At 62.6% G+C, this 18773-nt stretch carries 19 protein-coding genes; all 19 read left to right on the top strand.

Annotated features, from left to right (window positions below):
* Positions 1–85 precede the first annotated feature (85 nt).
* On the top strand, positions 86–1429 hold the full coding sequence (locus IFT57_RS18565; protein ID WP_192152274.1) for a flagellar hook-length control protein FliK: 1344 nt from the start codon (positions 86–88) through the stop codon (positions 1427–1429).
* 117 nt (positions 1430–1546) lie between these two features.
* Positions 1547–2056, top strand: coding sequence for a flagellar basal body-associated protein FliL (fliL, locus tag IFT57_RS18560; RefSeq protein WP_122475903.1), 510 nt, complete (start codon positions 1547–1549; stop codon positions 2054–2056).
* Positions 2057–2065: 9 nt separating this feature from the next.
* On the top strand, positions 2066–3034 hold the full coding sequence (fliM, locus tag IFT57_RS18555) for a flagellar motor switch protein FliM (protein ID WP_192152273.1): 969 nt from the start codon (positions 2066–2068) through the stop codon (positions 3032–3034).
* A gap of 42 nt (positions 3035–3076) precedes the next feature.
* The gene (gene fliN / locus IFT57_RS18550) at positions 3077–3547 is read left to right on the top strand and encodes a flagellar motor switch protein FliN (protein ID WP_122794828.1); all 471 of its coding nucleotides are present in this window, start codon (positions 3077–3079) and stop codon (positions 3545–3547) included.
* Entirely contained in the window at positions 3547–3990 is a 444-nt protein-coding gene (fliO, locus tag IFT57_RS18545) for a flagellar biosynthetic protein FliO (protein WP_192152272.1), read from the top strand. The genes fliN and fliO overlap by 1 nt, the downstream gene beginning before the upstream one ends.
* The gene (fliP, locus tag IFT57_RS18540) at positions 3990–4742 is read left to right on the top strand and encodes a flagellar type III secretion system pore protein FliP (RefSeq protein WP_122713696.1); all 753 of its coding nucleotides are present in this window, start codon (positions 3990–3992) and stop codon (positions 4740–4742) included. The genes fliO and fliP overlap by 1 nt, the downstream gene beginning before the upstream one ends.
* 26 nt (positions 4743–4768) lie before the next feature.
* Entirely contained in the window at positions 4769–5038 is a 270-nt protein-coding gene (gene fliQ, locus IFT57_RS18535) for a flagellar biosynthesis protein FliQ (protein ID WP_043186065.1), read from the top strand.
* Positions 5038–5823, top strand: coding sequence for a flagellar biosynthetic protein FliR (gene fliR, locus IFT57_RS18530; protein ID WP_122475893.1), 786 nt, complete (start codon positions 5038–5040; stop codon positions 5821–5823). The genes fliQ and fliR overlap by 1 nt, the downstream gene beginning before the upstream one ends.
* 3 nt (positions 5824–5826) lie before the next feature.
* A complete protein-coding gene (gene flhB, locus IFT57_RS18525; protein ID WP_122713695.1) occupies positions 5827–6963 on the top strand; it encodes a flagellar biosynthesis protein FlhB in 1137 nt (378 codons plus the stop codon).
* 230 nt (positions 6964–7193) lie between these two features.
* Positions 7194–9323, top strand: coding sequence for a flagellar biosynthesis protein FlhA (gene flhA, locus IFT57_RS18520; RefSeq protein ID WP_122476754.1), 2130 nt, complete (start codon positions 7194–7196; stop codon positions 9321–9323).
* Positions 9324–9334: 11 nt separating this feature from the next.
* Positions 9335–10654, top strand: a complete 1320-nt coding sequence (gene flhF / locus IFT57_RS18515) for a flagellar biosynthesis protein FlhF (RefSeq protein ID WP_122794826.1) — start codon at positions 9335–9337, stop codon at positions 10652–10654.
* A 118-nt stretch (positions 10655–10772) separates the two neighbouring features.
* Entirely contained in the window at positions 10773–11606 is an 834-nt protein-coding gene (fleN, locus tag IFT57_RS18510) for a flagellar synthesis regulator FleN (protein ID WP_122475888.1), read from the top strand.
* The gene (gene fliA / locus IFT57_RS18505) at positions 11600–12346 is read left to right on the top strand and encodes an RNA polymerase sigma factor FliA (RefSeq protein ID WP_240998692.1); all 747 of its coding nucleotides are present in this window, start codon (positions 11600–11602) and stop codon (positions 12344–12346) included. The genes fleN and fliA overlap by 7 nt, the downstream gene beginning before the upstream one ends.
* A gap of 225 nt (positions 12347–12571) precedes the next feature.
* Entirely contained in the window at positions 12572–12946 is a 375-nt protein-coding gene (locus tag IFT57_RS18500; protein WP_090362272.1) for a chemotaxis response regulator CheY, read from the top strand.
* Positions 12947–12965: 19 nt separating this feature from the next.
* The gene (locus tag IFT57_RS18495) at positions 12966–13754 is read left to right on the top strand and encodes a protein phosphatase CheZ (protein ID WP_192152271.1); all 789 of its coding nucleotides are present in this window, start codon (positions 12966–12968) and stop codon (positions 13752–13754) included.
* Positions 13755–13812: 58 nt separating this feature from the next.
* On the top strand, positions 13813–15978 hold the full coding sequence (locus IFT57_RS18490) for a chemotaxis protein CheA (protein ID WP_192152270.1): 2166 nt from the start codon (positions 13813–13815) through the stop codon (positions 15976–15978).
* A gap of 16 nt (positions 15979–15994) precedes the next feature.
* On the top strand, positions 15995–17125 hold the full coding sequence (locus tag IFT57_RS18485; protein WP_192152269.1) for a protein-glutamate methylesterase/protein-glutamine glutaminase: 1131 nt from the start codon (positions 15995–15997) through the stop codon (positions 17123–17125).
* Complete coding sequence (locus IFT57_RS18480) at positions 17125–17865, top strand: flagellar motor protein (protein ID WP_192152268.1); 741 nt, start codon at positions 17125–17127, stop codon at positions 17863–17865. Before IFT57_RS18485 ends, IFT57_RS18480 begins: the two co-directional genes overlap by 1 nt.
* 11 nt (positions 17866–17876) lie before the next feature.
* Complete coding sequence (motD, locus tag IFT57_RS18475) at positions 17877–18761, top strand: flagellar motor protein MotD (protein ID WP_122794822.1); 885 nt, start codon at positions 17877–17879, stop codon at positions 18759–18761.
* The last annotated feature ends 12 nt before the right edge of the window (positions 18762–18773 follow it).

The raw sequence follows: 18773 nt of genomic DNA, 5'->3' as shown, positions 1-18773 counted from the left end.
GTTGATACCGGCAGCCTGCCGCTGGCCCGATACTTGCTTTCTCCATGGCTATCAGCGTTAACGCCACCGTATCGGGGAGATCTTCATGGCTGTCGCTTCAAACCCTTTGTTGCTGCAACTGGGCGCCGCTGCACGCGCGGCATCAGTCACCGGCGCGGCCAAGCCCACTGCAGCGGACAACGATTCGGCGCCACGTTTTGCCGATCTCTATGCACGGCAAAACCACGAAGTCGCGGTCAAGGCGCGGACCGAGCCTGCGCCGCCTGCCCCACGGGAAACCGCCACACCGACGGCCTCCAAGGCGGCTGGCGCCAACCCGACGGTTGCCGATAGCGGCAAGAAGTTGCCAGTTGCCAAGGCCGACAAGCCTGAAAAGCTCGACAAGACAGACAAAGCCGACAAGCCTGCCACCAAGGACGACGACAAGGTCAGCGATACCGCCGGCAAGGACGATCCCAGCGTCAGCGCTGCTGCGGCGCCGGTCGATCCTGCAGCGGTACCGGTCCCGGCCGATCCAGCCGCCAATCCCGCGTTGGTCCAGGTGCCGCCACCGGCAGTGACCGCTACCAGTCTGTTGGACAGCGATACCGACAGCGCTGGCGAGGCTTTCGACCCAACCCAGGACGTGCTGGCCGATTTGCCTGCGTTGAGGCTGGCGTTGGAACAGACCGCCAAAAATAATGGCACTACCTCTGCACATGCCAGCCAAACGTCATCGGCTGATCCCTCGACGGCCAGCGAGCAGGGCCTTGAAGGCAATTTCGTCAATGGTCTGGCGGCCATGATGAGCAAGGAGTCGGCAGGCGAAGCGGGTGAGGGCGGCGATGACGGTTTCGCTGGCTTGATCGGCGGTGGCCTGAAGGATGCAGACGCCGCGGCCAGCGACAGCCGCGTCGATAACTTCGCCGACCGCCTGCAGGCCTTGACCCAGTCGACCACAGCCAAGACCGCCAGTGCGGCGCCGCTGGCCAGTCCGCTCGGCCAGCCGTTGGCCATGCAGCAGTCGGGATGGACCGAAGGCCTGGTCAACCGGGTCATGTACCTGTCGAGCCAGAATCTGAAATCAGCCGACATTCAACTGACGCCCGCGGAACTGGGGCGTCTGGACATCCGTGTCGACATCACACCCGACCAGCAGACCCAGGTGACCTTCACCAGCGCCCATATCGGCGTGCGCGAGGCGCTGGAAAGCCAGCAGCATCGGCTCAAGGATATGTTCAACCAGCAGGGCATGGGGCAGCTGGACGTCAACGTGTCCGATCAGTCGCGTCAGTCTCAGGGCGAGCAGCAGGCACAGCAGAGCCGTCGCAGTGGGGGCGAGCGCTCCGGCACGGACGCGCTCGATTCTGCCGAGCCGGCTGTGGCGGCGGCACAGTCCGTAGCCTCGAGCACGGTGCTGGGCACCAGTGCCGTGGATTACTACGCCTGACCGTGCCTGAAGGGCTGGTTGCAGGCCTTGAAGCTCAGCCGCGGGGATTGTTGGCATAACCCTTGCTCCATCGTCGCCATGGGTACGCTTACCCCTCAATGGTGACGGATTATTGGCATGGCAAAGACCGAAGAAGCAAAGGAACCCGCAGCCAAGGAAGGCAAGGGCAAACTCAAGCTGATCATCCTGCTGGTCGTGGGCTTGCTGCTCGCTGTCGGCCTGTCGGTCGGGGCCACCTGGTTCCTCATGCACAAACCCGCCGAGGCGCCCGCGGACAAGGCCACGGCAGATGCTGCCCACACCAAACCTGCGGCGATCTACGAGCCGCTGACACCCGCCTTCGTGGTCAACTTCAAGCAGAACGGTCGTGATCGCTACATGCAGGTCAGCATCGTGCTGCAGGCGCGCGACAAGGCCGACATGGATGCTCTGAAGGTGCACACGCCGGTCATCCGCAATAATCTGGTCATGCTGTTTTCCGGGCAGCCGTTCGAAACCTTGACCACGCCGATCGGCCAGGAAATGCTGCGCCAGAAAGCTACCGCGAGCGTTCAGGAAGTGGCGCAGAAAGAAGTGGGCAAGCCCGTGATCGACCAGGTGCTCTTCACTAACTTCGTATTGCAGTAGGAACAACTCATGGCCGTACAGGACCTGCTGTCCCAGGACGAGATCGATGCGCTGCTGCATGGCGTCGACGATGGCCTGGTGCAAACCGAAGGCAATGGCGAACCCGGGGGGATCAGGAGCTACGACCTGACCACTCAGGATCGTATCGTGCGTGGGCGCATGCCGACGCTGGAAATGATCAACGAACGCTTCGCCCGCTACACCCGCATCAGCATGTTCAACCTGCTGCGTCGCTCCGCCGATGTAGCGGTGGGCGGCGTGCAGGTGATGAAGTTCGGCGAATACGTGCATTCCCTGTACGTGCCCACCAGCCTCAACCTGGTGAAGATCAAGCCGCTGCGCGGCACTGGCCTGTTCATTCTCGATGCCAAGCTGGTATTCAAGCTGGTCGACAATTTCTTCGGCGGTGACGGCCGCCACGCCAAGATCGAGGGCCGCGAGTTCACCCCTACCGAACTGCGCGTGGTACGCATGGTGCTGGACCAGGCCTTCCTCGACATGAAGGAAGCGTGGCAGGCAATCATGGAAGTCAACTTCGAGTACATCAACTCGGAGGTCAACCCGGCCATGGCCAACATCGTCGGGCCCAGCGAGGCGGTCGTGGTGTCTACCTTCCACATCGAACTCGATGGCGGCGGTGGCGACCTGCACGTGACCATGCCGTACTCGATGATCGAACCGGTGCGCGAGATGCTCGATGCCGGCTTTCAGTCCGACCTGGACGACCAGGACGAGCGCTGGAGCAAGGCGCTGCGCGAAGACGTTCTGGATGTCAGCGTTCCCCTTAGCGCCACCTTGGCGCGGCGCCAGCTCAAGTTGCGTGACATCCTGCACATGCAGCCCGGCGACGTGATTCCGGTGGAGCTGCCGGAAGAGCTGATCCTGCGCGCCAATGGCGTGCCTTCGTTCAAAGCCAAGCTTGGCTCGCACAAAGGCAACCTGGCTTTACAAGTTATCGAACCGATCGAGCGTCGTTGATCGTTTTGACCTGATGATTTAGATGCCTGTCGAGGACCACTGATGGCTGATCAAGATGAGACAATTTCTGCCGAAGACCAGGCGCTCGCCGATGAATGGGCAGCGGCTCTGGATGAGTCCGGGGATGCCGGGCAGGACGATATCGACGCGCTGTTGGCCGCCGATACGCGCAGCGGCTCGAGTTCATCGCGCCTGCCGATGGAAGAGTTCGGCAGTTCGCCCAAATCGGGTAACGGGCCGGTCACGCTCGAGGGTCCGAACCTCGATGTGATCCTCGACATTCCGGTCACCATTTCCATGGAGGTCGGGGCGACCGATATCAGCATTCGCAACCTGCTGCAGCTCAACCAGGGCTCGGTGATCGAACTCGACCGCCTGGCTGGCGAGGCCTTGGACGTGCTGGTCAACGGCACGTTGATCGCGCACGGCGAAGTGGTGGTGGTCAACGAAAAGTTCGGCATTCGCCTGACCGACGTGATCAGCCCCAGTGAACGCATCAAGAAGCTGCGGTGATGGGCAGGTACCTGTGGGCCTTGCTGCTCTTGCCCGTGGCCGTGTTCGCGGCGCCCGAAGTGGCCCCTGCGGCGGCGCCGGTGGTGGCGTCGGGAGGCACTGGTCTGGCCGGTCAGTTGACCCAGACCGTGCTGGGCCTGCTGGCGGTGGTGGCCTTGATCTTCGCGTTGGCGTGGCTGATGCGGCGCGTGCAGCAGGCGGCACCGCGCCAGGGCCAGGTCATCGACGTGATCGGTGCCAAGGCGCTGGGGCCGCGAGACCGGCTGGTGCTGGTGCAGGTGGGCGAGGAGCAGATCCTGCTGGGTGTCAGCCCGGGGCGCATCAGCGCGCTGCATGTGCTGAGCACGCCGGTGCAGCCACCCGACCGCACCACCCAGGCTACACCCGAATTCGCCCAGCGCCTGATGGAACTGCTGGGCAAGGACCAGAAGGATAAGAAGTGATGGGTGTGTTGCGCACGGTTCTGCCGCTGGGCCTGATGTTGGCGGCGCCTATGGCTCTGGCCGCCGATCCGCTGCAGATTCCGGCGCTGACCATGACCAGCGGCGCCAACGGCCAGCAGGAGTATTCGGTCAACCTGCAGATTCTGCTGATCATGACTGCGCTGAGTTTCATTCCGGCGTTCGTCATGTTGATGACCAGCTTCACCCGCATCATCATCGTGTTTTCCATCCTGCGCCAGGCGCTGGGTCTGCAGCAGACGCCGTCCAACCAGCTGTTGACCGGCATGGCGCTGTTCCTGACCATGTTCATCATGGCGCCGGTGTTCGACAAGGTGAACCAGCAGGCCCTGCAACCCTATCTGAGTGAACAGCTCAGCGCCCAGGATGCCGTCGCCCGCGCCGAAGGCCCGATCAAGGACTTCATGCTGGCGCAGACCCGGCAAAGCGACCTGGAGCTGTTCATGCGGCTGTCCAAGCGCACCGACATCGCCAGCGCCGACCAGGCGCCGTTGACCATTCTGGTGCCGGCGTTCGTCACCTCCGAGCTGAAAACGGCGTTCCAGATCGGCTTCATGATCTTCATTCCGTTCCTGATCATCGACCTGGTGGTGGCCAGTGTGCTGATGGCCATGGGGATGATGATGCTGTCGCCGCTGATCATCTCGCTGCCCTTCAAGATCATGCTGTTCGTGCTGGTCGATGGCTGGGCGCTGATCATCGGTACCTTGGCCGGGAGTTTCGGTGGTGTCTGATCTGTCTTTCCAGGGAGCTTGAACCCATGACTCCAGAAGTCGCCGTCGACCTGTTCCGCGAAGCGCTGTGGCTGACCACCGTGATGGTCGCGATCCTGGTTTTGCCGAGCCTGATCGTCGGCCTGATCATCGCCATGTTCCAGGCCGCCACGCAGATCAACGAGCAGACCCTGAGCTTCCTGCCGCGCCTGCTGGTCATGCTGGTGACGCTGATCGTCATCGGGCCGTGGATGGTGCGTACCTTCATGGAGTACATCACTACCCTGTACTCCAATATTCCGCAGGTGATCGGCTGATGCAGCCGTTGCTGCAACTGACCGATGCGCAGATCGGCGGCTGGGTGGCCAGCTTCATCCTGCCGCTGTTCCGCGTGGCCTCGATGCTGATGACCATGCCGATCTTCGGCACCCAGGTATTGCCGCAGCGCGTGCGCCTGTACGTGGCCGTGGCCATTACCGTGGTCATCGTGCCGGGATTGCCGCCAGCGCCCACGGTGGACGCGATCAGCGGCCAGGCGCTGCTGCTGGTGGCCGAACAGATCATCATCGGCGCGCTGTTCGGTTTCTCGCTGCAGTTCCTGTTTCAGGCCTTTACCGTTGCCGGGCAGATTCTCGCGATCCAGATGGGCATGGCCTTCGCGTCCATGGTCGACCCCACCAACGGCGTGTCCGTGGCAGTCATCGGTCAGTTCTTCAGCATGCTGGTGACCTTGGTTTTCCTCTCTATGAACGGCCATCTGGTGGTGTTCGAGGTGCTGACCGAGAGCTTCACCACACTGCCCATTGGCGGCGGGCTGCTGACCGCGCACTACTGGGACGTGGTACTGCGCATGGGTTGGGTGCTGGGCGCCGGCGTGCTGCTGGTGCTGCCGGCCATCACGGCCTTGCTGGTGGTCAACATCGCCTTCGGTGTGATGACCCGCGCTGCGCCTCAGCTGAATATCTTTTCCATCGGTTTCCCGCTGACCCTGGTGCTGGGGATGTTCATCCTGTGGGTCAGCCTGGGCGACATTCTCAACCAGTATCAGCCGCTGGCGGCCAACGCCTTGCAGTGGCTGCGCGAATTGGCGCGAGCGGAGTAGGCAATGGCCGAAAGCGAAAGCGGTGCGGACAAGACAGAAGACCCCACGGACAAGCGCAAGAAGGATTCGCGCGAAAAGGGCGAAATCGCCCGGTCCAAGGAGCTCAACACACTGGCCGTGATGGTTGCCGGGTGCGGGGCGCTGCTGGCGTTCGGCGGGCATCTGGCGCAAAGCCTGCTGGAACTGATGCGCAGCAATTTCACCTTGAGCCGCGAGGTGCTGCTCGATGAACGCTACATGGGCATCTTTCTGCTGCAGTCGGGCAAGGTGGCGATCCTGGCCACCCAGCCGATTCTGCTGACCCTGCTGCTGGCGGCGTTGATCGGACCGGTCGCGCTGGGTGGCTGGCTGTTCGCCGCCAGCTCCATGGCTCCCAAGTTCAGCCGCATGAATCCGGCCGCCGGCCTCAAGCGCATGTTCTCCATGCATGCATTGACCGAATTGCTGAAGGCGCTGGCCAAGTTTGCCATCACGCTGATCGTTGCCATGATGGTGCTGGCCAAAGACCGTACCGACCTGCTCGCCATTGCCAACGAGCCGTTGGAAATGGCGATCATCCACAGCGTGCAGCTGGTTGGCTGGAGCGCCTTGTGGATGTCCTGCGGACTGGCGTTGATTGCCGCGGTGGATGTGCCATTCCAGCTGTACAGCAGCAAACAGAAGCTGATGATGACCAAGCAGGAAGTCAAGGACGAGCACAAGGACTCCGAGGGCCGGCCCGAGGTCAAGGGGCGGGTGCGTCAGTTGCAGCGCGAGATGTCGCAGCGGCGGATGATGACGGCGATTCCCGAGGCGGACGTGATCATTACCAACCCGACCCACTACGCAGTGGCGTTGAAATACGATCCGGAGAAGGGCAACGCGCCGGTATTGCTGGCCAAGGGCTCGGACTTCATTGCCTTGAAGATTCGCGAGATCGGCAACGAGCATCGTATCCAGGTGCTGGAGTCGCCTGCGCTGGCGCGCTCGATCTTCTATTCCACCGAGATCGAACAGCAGATTCCGGCGGGGTTGTACCTGGCGGTGGCGCAGGTGCTTGCCTATGTCTACCAGATCCGCCAGTACCAGGCCGGGCGGGGCAAGCGTCCCGATCCGTTGCAGGACCTGCCGATCCCGCCGGATCTGCAGCGAGACAGTTAGTGGGTGTCGGACTTTTCGCGGCCGATGACCGCTCCTACCTGGGTCTAGGCCAACCGTAGGAGCGGTCCGTGGCCGCGAAGGGCGCACCGCCGAATCGCCTGACACCCAGCACTCGACCATAGGGCGAGAATCTTTAACCCCCTCCGGCAAAAGTTGGACCTCTTCTTGCACTGCCCCTTGGCAAGACGCCTGGCGCGTCAAAAGTTCGCTTGGGGAAGTGGGGAATGTCGGTGGATCGCTCTCAATTAATCAACACCGCTCGTAGCAACATCGTCGGCCTTGGCCGCGGCAACCTGGGTGTGCCGCTGCTGTTGCTGGTGATGCTGGCGATGATGATGCTGCCGATCCCGGCACTGCTGCTGGACGTGTTCTTCACCTTCAACATCGCCCTGTCCATCGTCGTTCTGCTGGTGTGCGTGTACGCCCTGCGTCCGCTGGACTTCGCCGTGTTCCCGACCATCCTGCTGGTGGCCACGCTGTTGCGCCTTGCGCTCAACGTGGCATCGACGCGGGTGATCATGCTCCACGGTCAGGAAGGCCATGCCGCCGCGGGTAAAGTGGTCCAGGCATTTGGTGAGGTGGTGATCGGCGGTAACTACATCGTCGGTATCGTGGTGTTCGCCATCCTCATGATCATCAACTTCGTAGTCGTCACCAAGGGCGCCGGGCGTATCTCCGAGGTGAGCGCGCGGTTCACCCTGGATGCCATGCCCGGCAAGCAGATGGCCATCGACGCCGACCTCAACGCCGGTCTCATCGATCAGAACCAGGCCAAGGCGCGGCGTACCGAAGTGGCCGCCGAAGCCGAGTTCTACGGCTCGATGGACGGTGCCAGCAAATTCGTCCGCGGCGACGCCATCGCCGGCCTGCTGATCCTGTTCATCAACCTGATCGGCGGCATGCTGGTGGGCATGCTGCAACACAACATGCCATTCGCCGAGGCGGGCAAGGTGTACGCCCTGCTGACCATCGGTGACGGCCTGGTCGCTCAGTTGCCATCGCTCTTGCTGTCCACCGCGGCAGCCATCATGGTGACCCGTGCTTCGGGCTCCGAGGAGATGGGCAAGCAGATCCAGCGGCAGATGTTCGCCTCGCCCAAGGCGCTGGCCGTCTCCGGCGCGCTGATGGTGATCATGGGCATGGTGCCCGGAATGCCGCACATGGCCTTCATTACCCTGGGCGCCATCGCCGGTGGCGGTGCCTACCTGCTGTGGAAGAAGCAGAACGACGTCAAGGTCCAGGCTCAGGCCGAAGTGCAGCGTCAACAGGAGCTGCTGCCGTCACCCACGCGTACCCAGGAAACCAAAGAGCTGGGCTGGGACGACGTCACGCCCATCGACATGATCGGCCTGGAAGTCGGCTATCGCCTGATCCCCCTGGTGGACCGCAACCAGGGCGGCCAGCTGCTGGCGCGGATCAAGGGCGTACGCAAGAAGCTGTCCCAGGACCTGGGCTTTCTCATGCCAACCGTGCACATTCGCGACAACCTCGACCTGGCACCCAGCGCCTATCGTTTGACGCTCATGGGCGTGATTCTCGCCGAAGCCGAGATCTATCCGGATCGCGAGCTGGCAATCAACCCCGGTCAGGTGTTCGGCTCGTTGAACGGCATCACCGCCAAGGATCCGGCGTTTGGTCTGGACGCGGTCTGGATCGACGTCAACCTGCGCAGCCAGGCTCAGTCGCTGGGCTACACGGTGGTCGATGCCAGTACCGTAGTGGCAACGCACTTGAACCAGATTCTGCAGAAGCATGCCCATGAGCTGATCGGCCACGAAGAAGTCCAACAACTGCTGCAAGTTCTGGCAAAAGGCTCGCCAAAGCTCGCCGAAGAGCTGGTTCCCGGCATCCTTTCGCTGTCTTCGCTGCTCAAGGTGCTGCAGGCGCTGCTGGCAGAGCAGGTACCGGTTCGCGACATCCGCAGCATTGCAGAAGCGATCGCCAACAATGGGCATCGGAGTCAAGATACCGCCGCGCTGGTACAGGCCGTCAGGGTCGGTTTGTCCCGCGCCATCGTGCAAAGCATTGTAGGCATTGAGTCGGAGCTGCCTGTCATCACGCTGGAACCAAGGTTGGAACAGATATTGCTAAATAGTCTTCAGAAGGCCGGTCAGGGTCAGGAAGAAGGCGTTTTGCTGGAACCGAGCATGGCGGAGAAACTGCAGAGATCCTTGATCGATGCGGCGCAGCGGCAGGAGATGCAGGGCCAACCGGTGATACTGCTGGTGGCCGGTCCGGTCCGCGCGATGCTGTCACGCTTCGGTCGCCTGGCGATCCCCAACCTTCATGTACTGGCCTATCAGGAAATCCCTGATAACAAGCAAGTCACCATCGTTGCGACAGTAGGGCCCAACGGCTGAGGTAGTGGGTTATGCAAGTGAAGCGATTTTTCGCCGCCGACATGCGTCAGGCCATGAAATTGGTCCGCGATGAGCTGGGCGCCGACGCTGCCATCATCGGCAACCGTCGCATCGCCGGCGGCGTCGAGCTGACCGCTGCGCTGGACTACAAGCTGTCGGCCCTGGCGCCGCGCGTGCCCAACCTCGAGTTGGAAGAAGAGCTGCGCAAGACCCAATCGCGGATCGTTTCGGCCCAGGCCGAGCTGAGCACCCGTGGCGAGAGCGACGCGGCCACCAACCGCCAGCTGGTCGCCGGCCTGCCGTTGACCGCCGCCGAGCCGCTGGTCGAGCCGCGTCGCGAAGAGCCACCGCGTGTGCAGGCGGCCCCGGCGCCACAGCCTGCCGTCGACCAACGTCTTTTCGATTCCATGCGCTCTGAGCTCAACGGTCTGCGGCAGTTGCTGGAAGTGCAACTGGGCTCCCTGGCCTGGACCCAGCTGCAAGGCAGCAAGCCGGCGCAGGCGAATCTGTGGCGTCGTTTGCAGCGCATCGGCTTGTCCGGCCCGATTGCTCGCGAGCTGCTCAGCCTGACCAGCGAAATTAACGAACCTCGACAGGCATGGCGGATGCTGCTGGCGCACTTGGCGCGTATGATCCGTACACCTGAAGTGGAACCGCTCGAAGAAGGTGGCGTGATTGCCATGGTCGGCCCGGCCGGCATGGGCAAGACCACCACCCTGGCCAAGCTGGCAGCTCGCTATGTGCTCAAGTACGGTTCCCAGAGCGTGGCCCTGGTGAGCATGGACAGCTTTCGCATCGGTGCCCAGGAACAGCTCAAGACCCTGGGTCGCATTCTCAATGTATCGGTGACTCAGGTCGATCCGGGCCAGTCATTGGTACAGGCGCTGGAACCCTTGCTGCGCAAGCGTGTGGTGTTGATCGACACCGCGGGCCTGCAAGCCAGCGATCCGGCCCTGCGCATGCAGCTCGAAAGCCTGGCCGGACGCGGCATCAATGCGCGCAACTACCTGGTGCTGGCAACCACCAGCCAGAAGCAGGTGCTCAGCGCCGCGTACCATAGCTACAAGCGTTGCGGTCTGGCCGGGTGCATCCTGACCAAACTGGATGAAACGGCCTGTCTCGGCGAAGTGCTGAGCCTGGCCATCAGTCAGGAACTGCCGATTGCCTATCTTACCGATGGGCCGCGCATTCCCGACGACTTGCATTTGCCGCGCCGGCACCAGTTGGTCAGCCGCGCAGTGAGCGTGCAAATGCAAGAAGAGCCCAGCGAAGAGGCCATGGCCGATATGTTCGCGGGTCTCTACCACAGCCCCGACAAGCGAGTTGGCTGAGGTGAAGAACGTTATGCAAACACACTCTTCCTGCATCGTAGGGTTGCCAGGAAACACTCGAGCAATCGAACTGGCAGCCACTCGTGTGGCCTCGGTCTAGACAAGGTAAAGAACGAACATGGGCAGCATGCATCCCGTACAGGTGATCGCGGTGACCGGCGGCAAAGGTGGCGTCGGCAAGACTAATGTGTCAGTGAACTTGTCCCTGGCGTTGGCCGAGCTCGGCCGCCGGGTCATGTTGCTGGACGCCGACCTTGGCCTGGCCAACGTCGACGTGTTGCTGGGCCTGACCCCCAAGCGCACCCTGGCCGACGTGATCGAAGGTCGCTGCGAACTGCGCGACGTGATGTTGCAGGGCCCTGGGGGCATCCGTGTCGTGCCCGCAGCCTCCGGCACCCAGAGCATGGTCCAGCTGAGCCCGGCCCAGCACGCCGGCCTGATCCAGGCCTTCAGCGATGTGGGCGACAACCTCGACGTGCTGATCATCGACACCGCCGCCGGTATCGGCGAATCGGTGGTGAGCTTTGTCCGCGCGGCCCAGGAAGTCCTGCTGGTGGTGTGCGACGAGCCCACCTCGATCACCGATGCCTACGCCCTGATCAAGCTGCTCAATCGCGACTACGGCATGAACCGCTTCCGGGTTTTGGCCAACATGGCGCAAAGCCCTCAGGAAGGGCGCAATCTGTTCGCCAAGCTGACCAAGGTGACCGACCGCTTCCTCGACGTGGCCCTGCAGTACGTCGGCGCCGTGCCGTACGATGAGTCGGTGCGCAAGGCCGTGCAGAAGCAGCGCGCCGTGTACGAGGCGTTCCCCCGTTCCAAATGCTCGCTGGCCTTCAAGGCGATCGCGCAGAAAGTAGACACCTGGCCGTTGCCGGCCAATCCCCGTGGCCACCTGGAGTTCTTCGTCGAACGCCTGGTCCAGCAAACCAGCGCAGGGCCCGTATCATGAGCGCCAGCGGATACCGTATGTACAGCAAGGCGTCGCGCGACTCGCAGCAGCATCAGCTGATCGAGCAATACGCGCCGCTGGTCAAGCGTATCGCCTACCACCTGCTGGCGCGCCTGCCAGCCAGCGTGCAGGTGGAAGACCTGATCCAGGCCGGTATGATCGGTCTGCTGGAAGTCTCGACCAAGTACGACTCGAGCAAAGGGGCCAGTTTCGAGACCTACGCCGGCATTCGTATCCGCGGCGCGATGCTCGACGAAGTGCGCAAGGGCGACTGGGCGCCGCGTTCGGTCCACCGCAATACCCGCATGGTCAGTGATGCCATTCGCCGAATCGAGTCGAAAACCGGTCGCGACGCTAAAGATCACGAGATCGCGGCCGAACTTAGTCTGAGTCTGGACGATTACTACGGGATCCTGAACGATACCCTGGGCAGCCGCCTGTTCAGTTTCGACGATCTGCTGCAGGACGGTGAGCACGAGGGCCTGCACGAAGACGGCGCCAGCGGTTCGCTGGAGCCCTCGCGGGATCTCGAGGACGAACGCTTTCAAGGCGCGCTGGCCGAGGCCATCGCCAACCTGCCAGAGCGCGAGAAGCTGGTCTTGTCGTTGTATTACGACGAGGAACTGAACCTCAAGGAAATCGGTGAGGTACTGGGTGTCAGCGAATCGCGGGTAAGCCAGTTGCACAGCCAGTGCGCGGCGCGACTGCGCGGGCGTCTGGGAGAGTGGCGGGCACGCTGACCCAAAGGGATTCGCAGGACATGTGGGAGCGGTCATTGGCCGCGAAGGGAGCACCGATGTATGTCAGACATACAGCGGCGCCTGATTCGCGGCCGATGACCGCTCCCACGCGATTGCGGGGAAATGCCGATCTGCGACGGCTGCGGATATAACCGGATTCGATTGTTACGCACGTCCAGGGGCTGGGCGTGTTCAAGACTGCTGGAGGTCTAATTGGACAAGAACATGAAAATCCTCATCGTCGACGATTTCTCGACGATGCGGCGCATCATCAAGAACCTGTTGCGTGACCTGGGCTTCACCAACACCGCCGAGGCCGACGACGGCAACACCGCCTTGCCGATGTTGCACAGCGGCAATTTCGATTTTCTCGTCACCGACTGGAACATGCCCGGCATGTCCGGCATCGATCTGCTGCGCCAGGTGCGCGCCGACGATCGCCTCAAGCACCTGCCGGTGCTCATGGTGACCGCCGAGGCCAAGCGCGAGCAGATCATTGAAGCCGCCCAGGCCGGGGTCAACGGGTATGTGGTCAAGCCTTTCACTGCGCAAGTGCTGAAAGAAAAAATCGAGAAGATTTTCGAGCGCGTCAATAGCTGAAGTCTGCAATGGGGGCGCAATGGACCACAAACAAAGCACGTTGGGGGACTTCGAGTCGACCCTGAAGAAACACGCCGTGGAGCTGGTCGACAGCCTTGAAAAAGGCCGTTTCGGCGAAGCGGTGCAATTGATCCACGAATTGAACCAGACCCGCGATCGCGGCCTGTACCAGGAAGTGGGCAAGCTGACGCGCGAGCTGCACAGCGCAATCGTCAGTTTCCAGATCGATCCGAACATTCCCCAGGCCGAAGAGGTTTCGCAGATCACCGATGCGACCGAACGTCTGTCGTATGTGGTGCGCCTGACCGAAAACGCGGCCAACCGCACCATGGATCTGGTCGAGCAGAGCACGCCGGTGCTCAATACGCTGAGCGCCGAGGCCAGTGCCTTGAGCGTCGACTGGCAGCGCTTCATGCGCCGCGAAGTGGCCGCTGACGAATTCCGCGAACTGGCGCGCCGGGTCGACAGCTTCCTGACCCGCAGCGAGCAGGGCAATCGCGAAGTCGCCACCCACCTCAACGACATCGTGCTCGCCCAGGATTATCAGGACCTCACCGGTCAGGTCATCAAACGCGTCACCGCGCTGGTCACCGAAGTGGAAAGCAACCTGCTCAAACTGGTCCTGATGGCCAGCCAGGTGGATCGCTTTGCCGGCATCCAGCACGACCACGAACAGCTTCGCGCCGAAAAAGATCAAGAAAAACATCCTGCCAAGGGTGAAGGTCCGCAGATCCATGCCGATAAACGTGAAGACGTCGTATCCGGTCAGGACGATGTCGACGATCTGCTGTCCAGTCTGGGCTTCTAGGCCATCGCCTGCGCCTGACTGTGTTGACCGTTAATCACGTACTCCAGGGAGCATCCACATGAGCTTCGGCGCCGACGAAGAAATCCTTCAGGATTTCCTGGTAGAGGCCGGCGAAATTCTCGAGCAACTGTCCGAACAACTGGTCGAGCTGGAAAGCCGTCCCGATGATGCCGACTTGCTCAATGCAATTTTTCGCGGTTTTCACACTGTAAAAGGCGGCGCCGGCTTCCTCCAGCTCAACGAGCTGGTGGAGTGCTGCCATATCGCCGAAAACGTCTTCGATATCTTGCGCAAAGGTGAGCGCCGGGTCGACGCCGAACTCATGGACGTCGTGCTCGAAGCGCTGGACGCGGTCAACGGCATGTTCACCGAGGTGCGTGAACGCGCCCCGGTCACACCGGCCAGCCCTCAGTTGCTCGATGCCCTCGCGCGCCTGGCCGAACCGGCTGCGGCCGTTGTTGCACCGCCTGTGGCAGCGCCAGCTGCTGCGCCGGTTTCGACGCCGGGCGAAGACATCACCGACAGCGAATTCGAACAATTGCTCGATTCCCTGAGCGCGGCCAAGGCGCAGGCCGCCGCGCCTGCTGCGGTGGCACAGCACGGCGCGGCCAGTGACGAGATCACCGACGACGAATTCGAGTCGCTGCTCGACCAGTTGCACGGCAAGGGTCAGTTCGCCGTCGATGCGCTGGCACCGGCTACAGCGTCGCCAACTGCCGCGGCGCAGGCTGGCGCGACAGCGCCTGGCGACGAAATCACCGACGACGAGTTCGAGGCACTGCTCGACCAGTTGCACGGCAAGGGCGCGTTCACCGCCGATGCGGTCAAGGCAGCGCCGCCTGCCGAGGCGCAGGCCCCCACGAGCGACCAGATCACCGACGATGAATTCGAGTCACTGCTCGATCAGCTGCATGGCAAGGGCAAGTTCAGCGATGTCGCCAGCCTGCCCGAGACTCAGCCGACGCCGTCCGCGTCCGTGCCGGTGGCAGCACCGCGCAAGGTCGAGGCAGCCCCCGCGCGTGCGCCGATGGCCGAGAAACCGGTCGCCAGCGAAGCCGAGACGACCGTACGGGTCGACACCGCGCGCCTCGACGAAATCATGAACATGGTCGGCGAGCTGGTGCTGGTGCGTAACCGCCTGGTGCGCCTGGGCGCCAACAGCGCCGACGAAGCCATGTCCAAGGCCGTATCGAACCTGGACGTGGTCACGGCCGATCTGCAGACGGCCGTCATGAAGACGCGCATGCAGCCGATCAAGAAGGTCTTCGGGCGCTTCCCGCGGCTGGTCCGCGACCTGGCGCGGCAGTTGAAGAAGGAAATCAACCTGGAACTGGTCGGTGAAGAAACCGACCTGGACAAGAATCTGGTCGAGGCCCTGGCCGACCCGTTGGTGCACTTGGTGCGCAACGCCGTCGATCACGGCATCGAGACGCCGGAGGAACGCGAACGCAACGGCAAGGCGCGCGGTGGGCGCGTGGTGTTGTCGGCCGAGCAGGAAGGCGACCACATCCTGTTGTCGATCAGCGATGACGGCAAGGGCATGGACCCTGCGGTACTGCGCGCCAAGGCTGTGGAAAAGGGCCTAATGGACCGCGACGCCGCCGACCGCCTCAGCGAATCGGACTGCTACAACCTGATTTTCGCACCGGGCTTTTCCACCAAGACGGAAATCTCCGACGTGTCGGGCCGTGGCGTGGGCATGGACGTGGTCAAGACCAAGATCAGCCAGCTGAACGGCTCGATCAATATCTATTCGGCGAAGGACCAGGGCTCGAAGATCGTCATCAAGGTGCCGCTGACCCTGGCGATCATGCCGACGCTGATGGTGATGCTGGGCAACCAGGCGTTCGCGTTCCCGCTGGTCAACGTCAACGAGATCTTCCACCTGGACCTGTCGCGCACCAACGTCGTCGACGGCCAGGAGGTGGTCATCGTGCGTGACAAGGCGCTACCGTTGTTCTATCTCAAGCGCTGGCTGGTCAAATCGGCCGCTCACGAGGAGCAGGGCGAGGGCCACGTGGTCATTCTGTCGGTCGGCACCCAACGCATCGGTTTCGTGGTCGACCAGTTGGTCGGGCAGGAAGAAGTGGTGATCAAGCCGCTGGGCAAGATGCTGCAGGGCACGCCCGGCATGTCCGGCGCGACCATCACCGGTGACGGCCGAATAGCCTTGATCCTCGATGTACCGAGCATGCTCAAGCGCTACGCCACACGGCGTATCTGATCGTAGTGGAGTGTTTATGGCAGTCAAGGTCCTGGTGGTGGATGATTCCGGTTTTTTCCGCCGCCGCGTCTCGGAAATTCTCTCGTCGGACCCCACCATCCAGGTGGTCGGGACCGCTACCAATGGCCGCGAAGCGATCGATCAGGCCCTGGCGCTCAAGCCCGACGTGATCACCATGGACTACGAAATGCCGATGATGGACGGCATCACTGCCGTGCGTCATATCATGCAGCGCTGTCCCACTCCGGTCCTGATGTTTTCCTCGCTGACCCACGAGGGCGCGCGAGTGACGCTCGACGCGCTCGACGCGGGGGCGGTGGATTACCTACCGAAGAATTTCGAAGACATTTCTCGCAACCCCGAGAAGGTCAAGCAGATGCTCTGCGAGAAGATCCACACACTCTCGCGCAGCAACCGCCGGCTGGGTGCGCACATGGCCACGCCAGCCCCGACGTTCGCGTCCACTGTCACCCCGGCGCCAGCCGCCCCCGCGTCGTCGCGGGCAGTGCCGACGCGGACGCCAGCACCGATTACGCCGGCGCGGGCCCCGGCGCCGACCGCCAGCACTGCGACGCCACGGCGCAAGCCGTACAAACTGGTGGCCATCGGTACCTCCACCGGCGGGCCGGTGGCGCTTCAGCGTGTGTTGACCCAGCTGCCGGCACATTTTCCAACACCCATCGTGTTGGTCCAGCACATGCCTGCGGCCTTCACTCGCGCCTTCGCCGAGCGTCTCGACAAGCTGTGCCGGATCACCGTCAAGGAAGCCGAGGATGGCGACGTGTTGCGTCCCGGGCTGGCGTTACTGGCGCCTGGCGGCAAGCAGATGATGATCGACGGGCGTGGTGCAGTGAAGATTCTGCCCGGTGACGAGCGGCTGAACTACAAGCCCTGCGTGGATATCACCTTCGGTTCGGCGGCCAAGTCCTACGGCGACAAGGTGCTGGCGGTGGTACTCACCGGCATGGGCGCCGACGGTCGCGAAGGCGCGCGTCTGCTCAAGCAGGGCGGCAGTCACATCTGGGCCCAGGACGAAGCGAGCTGCGTGATCTACGGCATGCCCATGGCCATCGTCAAGGCTGGTCTGGCCGACGCCATCTACAGCCTCGATGACATTGGCCGGCACCTGGTCGAGGCGTGCGGCTGATGGATGTACTGAGCCTGATCGGGATCATCCTCGCGTTCGTCGCCATCATTGGTGGCAACTTCCTCGAGGGTGGCCACCTGTCGGCTCTGCTCAATGGTCCTGCTGCGCTGATCGTGGTTGGCGGCACGCTGGCAGCGGCGCTGATCCAGTCGCCCATGAGTGCTTTCAAGCGCGCGCTGCACAACGTGCGCTGGATTCTTTTCCCGCCCAGGATCGACATGGCCGGTGGTATCGACCGTGTGGTGAACTGGAGCCTGGTGTCGCGCAAGGAAGGCTTGCTGGGCCTGGAAGGCAGCGCCGAAGCGGAGCCCGATGACTACGCCCGCAAGGGGCTGCAGCTGCTGGTCGATGGCGCCGAAGCCGCGGCCATCCGCAGTATTCTCGAGGTGGATCTGTACAACCGCGAAACCCGTGACCTGCAGGCAGCCAAGGTGTTCGAAAGCATGGGTGGCTATGCGCCCACCATCGGCATCATCGGTGCGGTGATGGGGTTGATCCATGTCATGGGCAACCTGGCCGACCCCAGCCAGCTGGGCAACGGCATCGCGGTGGCGTTCGTGGCGACCATCTACGGTGTGGCCAGCGCCAACCTGCTCCTGCTGCCCGTGGCGCACAAGCTCAAGGCGCTTGCCCAGCGTCAGGCGGCCTATCGGGAAATGCTGCTCGAAGGGCTGCTGTCCATCGCCGAAGGTGAGAACCCACGTTCCATCGAAATGAAGCTGCAAGGCTACCTCGACTAGGAGAGCATGGCATGGCCCGTCGTCGTCGCCTCGAAGAGCCGGAAAACCATGAGCGCTGGCTGGTGTCCTACGCCGATTTCATCACCTTGCTGTTCGCTTTCTTCGTGGTGATGTATTCGATCTCGTCGGTCAACGAAGGCAAGTACAAGGTCTTGTCGCAGGCGCTGGTCGGGGTGTTCAGTGATCCGGACCGCAGTGTCAGGCCCATACCGATCGGTGAGGAACGACCCTTGACCACACGTCCCGTGCAACCGCTGGTCACCGACAGCGAGCAATCGGACGCAGCCATCGGCGAGGCGGTCGACCCTCTTCAGGCTATTGCCGACAACGTCCGTCAGGCGTTCGGCGATCTGATCGCTTCGGATCAATTGACCGTGCGCGGCAATGAGCTGTGGATCGAGATCGAACTCAAGTCCAGCCTGCTGTTCGGCAGTGGCGATGCCATGCCCAGCGACATGGCGTTTGCCATCGTCGATAAGGTCGCGAGCATTCTCAAGCCTTTCGACAATCCGGTTCATGTCGAGGGCTTCACCGACAATCTGCCCATCAGTACCGCGCAGTTCCCGACCAACTGGGAGCTGTCGACCGCTCGGGCAGCGAGCATTGTCCGCATGATGGCTATGGAGGGCATCGACCCGCGGCGCATGGCGGCAGTCGGCTATGGCGAGTTCCAGCCGGTGGCCGACAACGCCAGCGCCGATGGACGAGGGCGCAACCGTCGGGTGGTGCTGGTCATTTCGCGCAACCTTGACGTGCGTCGCAGCATTACCAGTGCTGGCAGCGCCAACGCCCAGCCGGATGCAGCTCTGCGCCGGGCTGGCACACAAACTGCAAAGACGCCCTTAACCGTGCCGTCGGCGCCCGGGTCTGTCAAAAGTCCGCCGCCTGGCCCTTAACCCGAAAGCTTC

This window comes from Pseudomonas sp. CFBP 13719, assembly GCF_014842095.1.
Classification (GTDB): Bacteria; Pseudomonadota; Gammaproteobacteria; order Pseudomonadales; family Pseudomonadaceae; genus Aquipseudomonas.
This window is presented reverse-complemented; position numbering and strand designations above follow the sequence as displayed.

What these genes read in the sequence shown, in the direction of transcription:
- IFT57_RS18490 (WP_192152270.1), top strand. Translation starts at nt 13,813, where the DNA reads ATGAGCTTCGGCGCCGACGAAGAAATCCTTCAGGATTTCCTGGTAGAG.
- IFT57_RS18480 (WP_192152268.1), top strand. Translation starts at nt 17,125, where the DNA reads ATGGATGTACTGAGCCTGATCGGGATCATCCTCGCGTTCGTCGCCATC.
- motD (WP_122794822.1), top strand. Translation starts at nt 17,877, where the DNA reads ATGGCCCGTCGTCGTCGCCTCGAAGAGCCGGAAAACCATGAGCGCTGG.
- fliN (WP_122794828.1), top strand. Translation starts at nt 3,077, where the DNA reads ATGGCTGATCAAGATGAGACAATTTCTGCCGAAGACCAGGCGCTCGCC.
- flhF (WP_122794826.1), top strand. Translation starts at nt 9,335, where the DNA reads ATGCAAGTGAAGCGATTTTTCGCCGCCGACATGCGTCAGGCCATGAAA.
- flhB (WP_122713695.1), top strand. Translation starts at nt 5,827, where the DNA reads ATGGCCGAAAGCGAAAGCGGTGCGGACAAGACAGAAGACCCCACGGAC.
- IFT57_RS18495 (WP_192152271.1), top strand. Translation starts at nt 12,966, where the DNA reads ATGGACCACAAACAAAGCACGTTGGGGGACTTCGAGTCGACCCTGAAG.
- IFT57_RS18500 (WP_090362272.1), top strand. Translation starts at nt 12,572, where the DNA reads ATGAAAATCCTCATCGTCGACGATTTCTCGACGATGCGGCGCATCATC.
- fliQ (WP_043186065.1), top strand. Translation starts at nt 4,769, where the DNA reads ATGACTCCAGAAGTCGCCGTCGACCTGTTCCGCGAAGCGCTGTGGCTG.
- fliM (WP_192152273.1), top strand. Translation starts at nt 2,066, where the DNA reads ATGGCCGTACAGGACCTGCTGTCCCAGGACGAGATCGATGCGCTGCTG.
- IFT57_RS18565 (WP_192152274.1), top strand. Translation starts at nt 86, where the DNA reads ATGGCTGTCGCTTCAAACCCTTTGTTGCTGCAACTGGGCGCCGCTGCA.
- fliP (WP_122713696.1), top strand. Translation starts at nt 3,990, where the DNA reads ATGGGTGTGTTGCGCACGGTTCTGCCGCTGGGCCTGATGTTGGCGGCG.
- fliO (WP_192152272.1), top strand. Translation starts at nt 3,547, where the DNA reads ATGGGCAGGTACCTGTGGGCCTTGCTGCTCTTGCCCGTGGCCGTGTTC.
- fliL (WP_122475903.1), top strand. Translation starts at nt 1,547, where the DNA reads ATGGCAAAGACCGAAGAAGCAAAGGAACCCGCAGCCAAGGAAGGCAAG.
- IFT57_RS18485 (WP_192152269.1), top strand. Translation starts at nt 15,995, where the DNA reads ATGGCAGTCAAGGTCCTGGTGGTGGATGATTCCGGTTTTTTCCGCCGC.
- fleN (WP_122475888.1), top strand. Translation starts at nt 10,773, where the DNA reads ATGGGCAGCATGCATCCCGTACAGGTGATCGCGGTGACCGGCGGCAAA.
- fliR (WP_122475893.1), top strand. Translation starts at nt 5,038, where the DNA reads ATGCAGCCGTTGCTGCAACTGACCGATGCGCAGATCGGCGGCTGGGTG.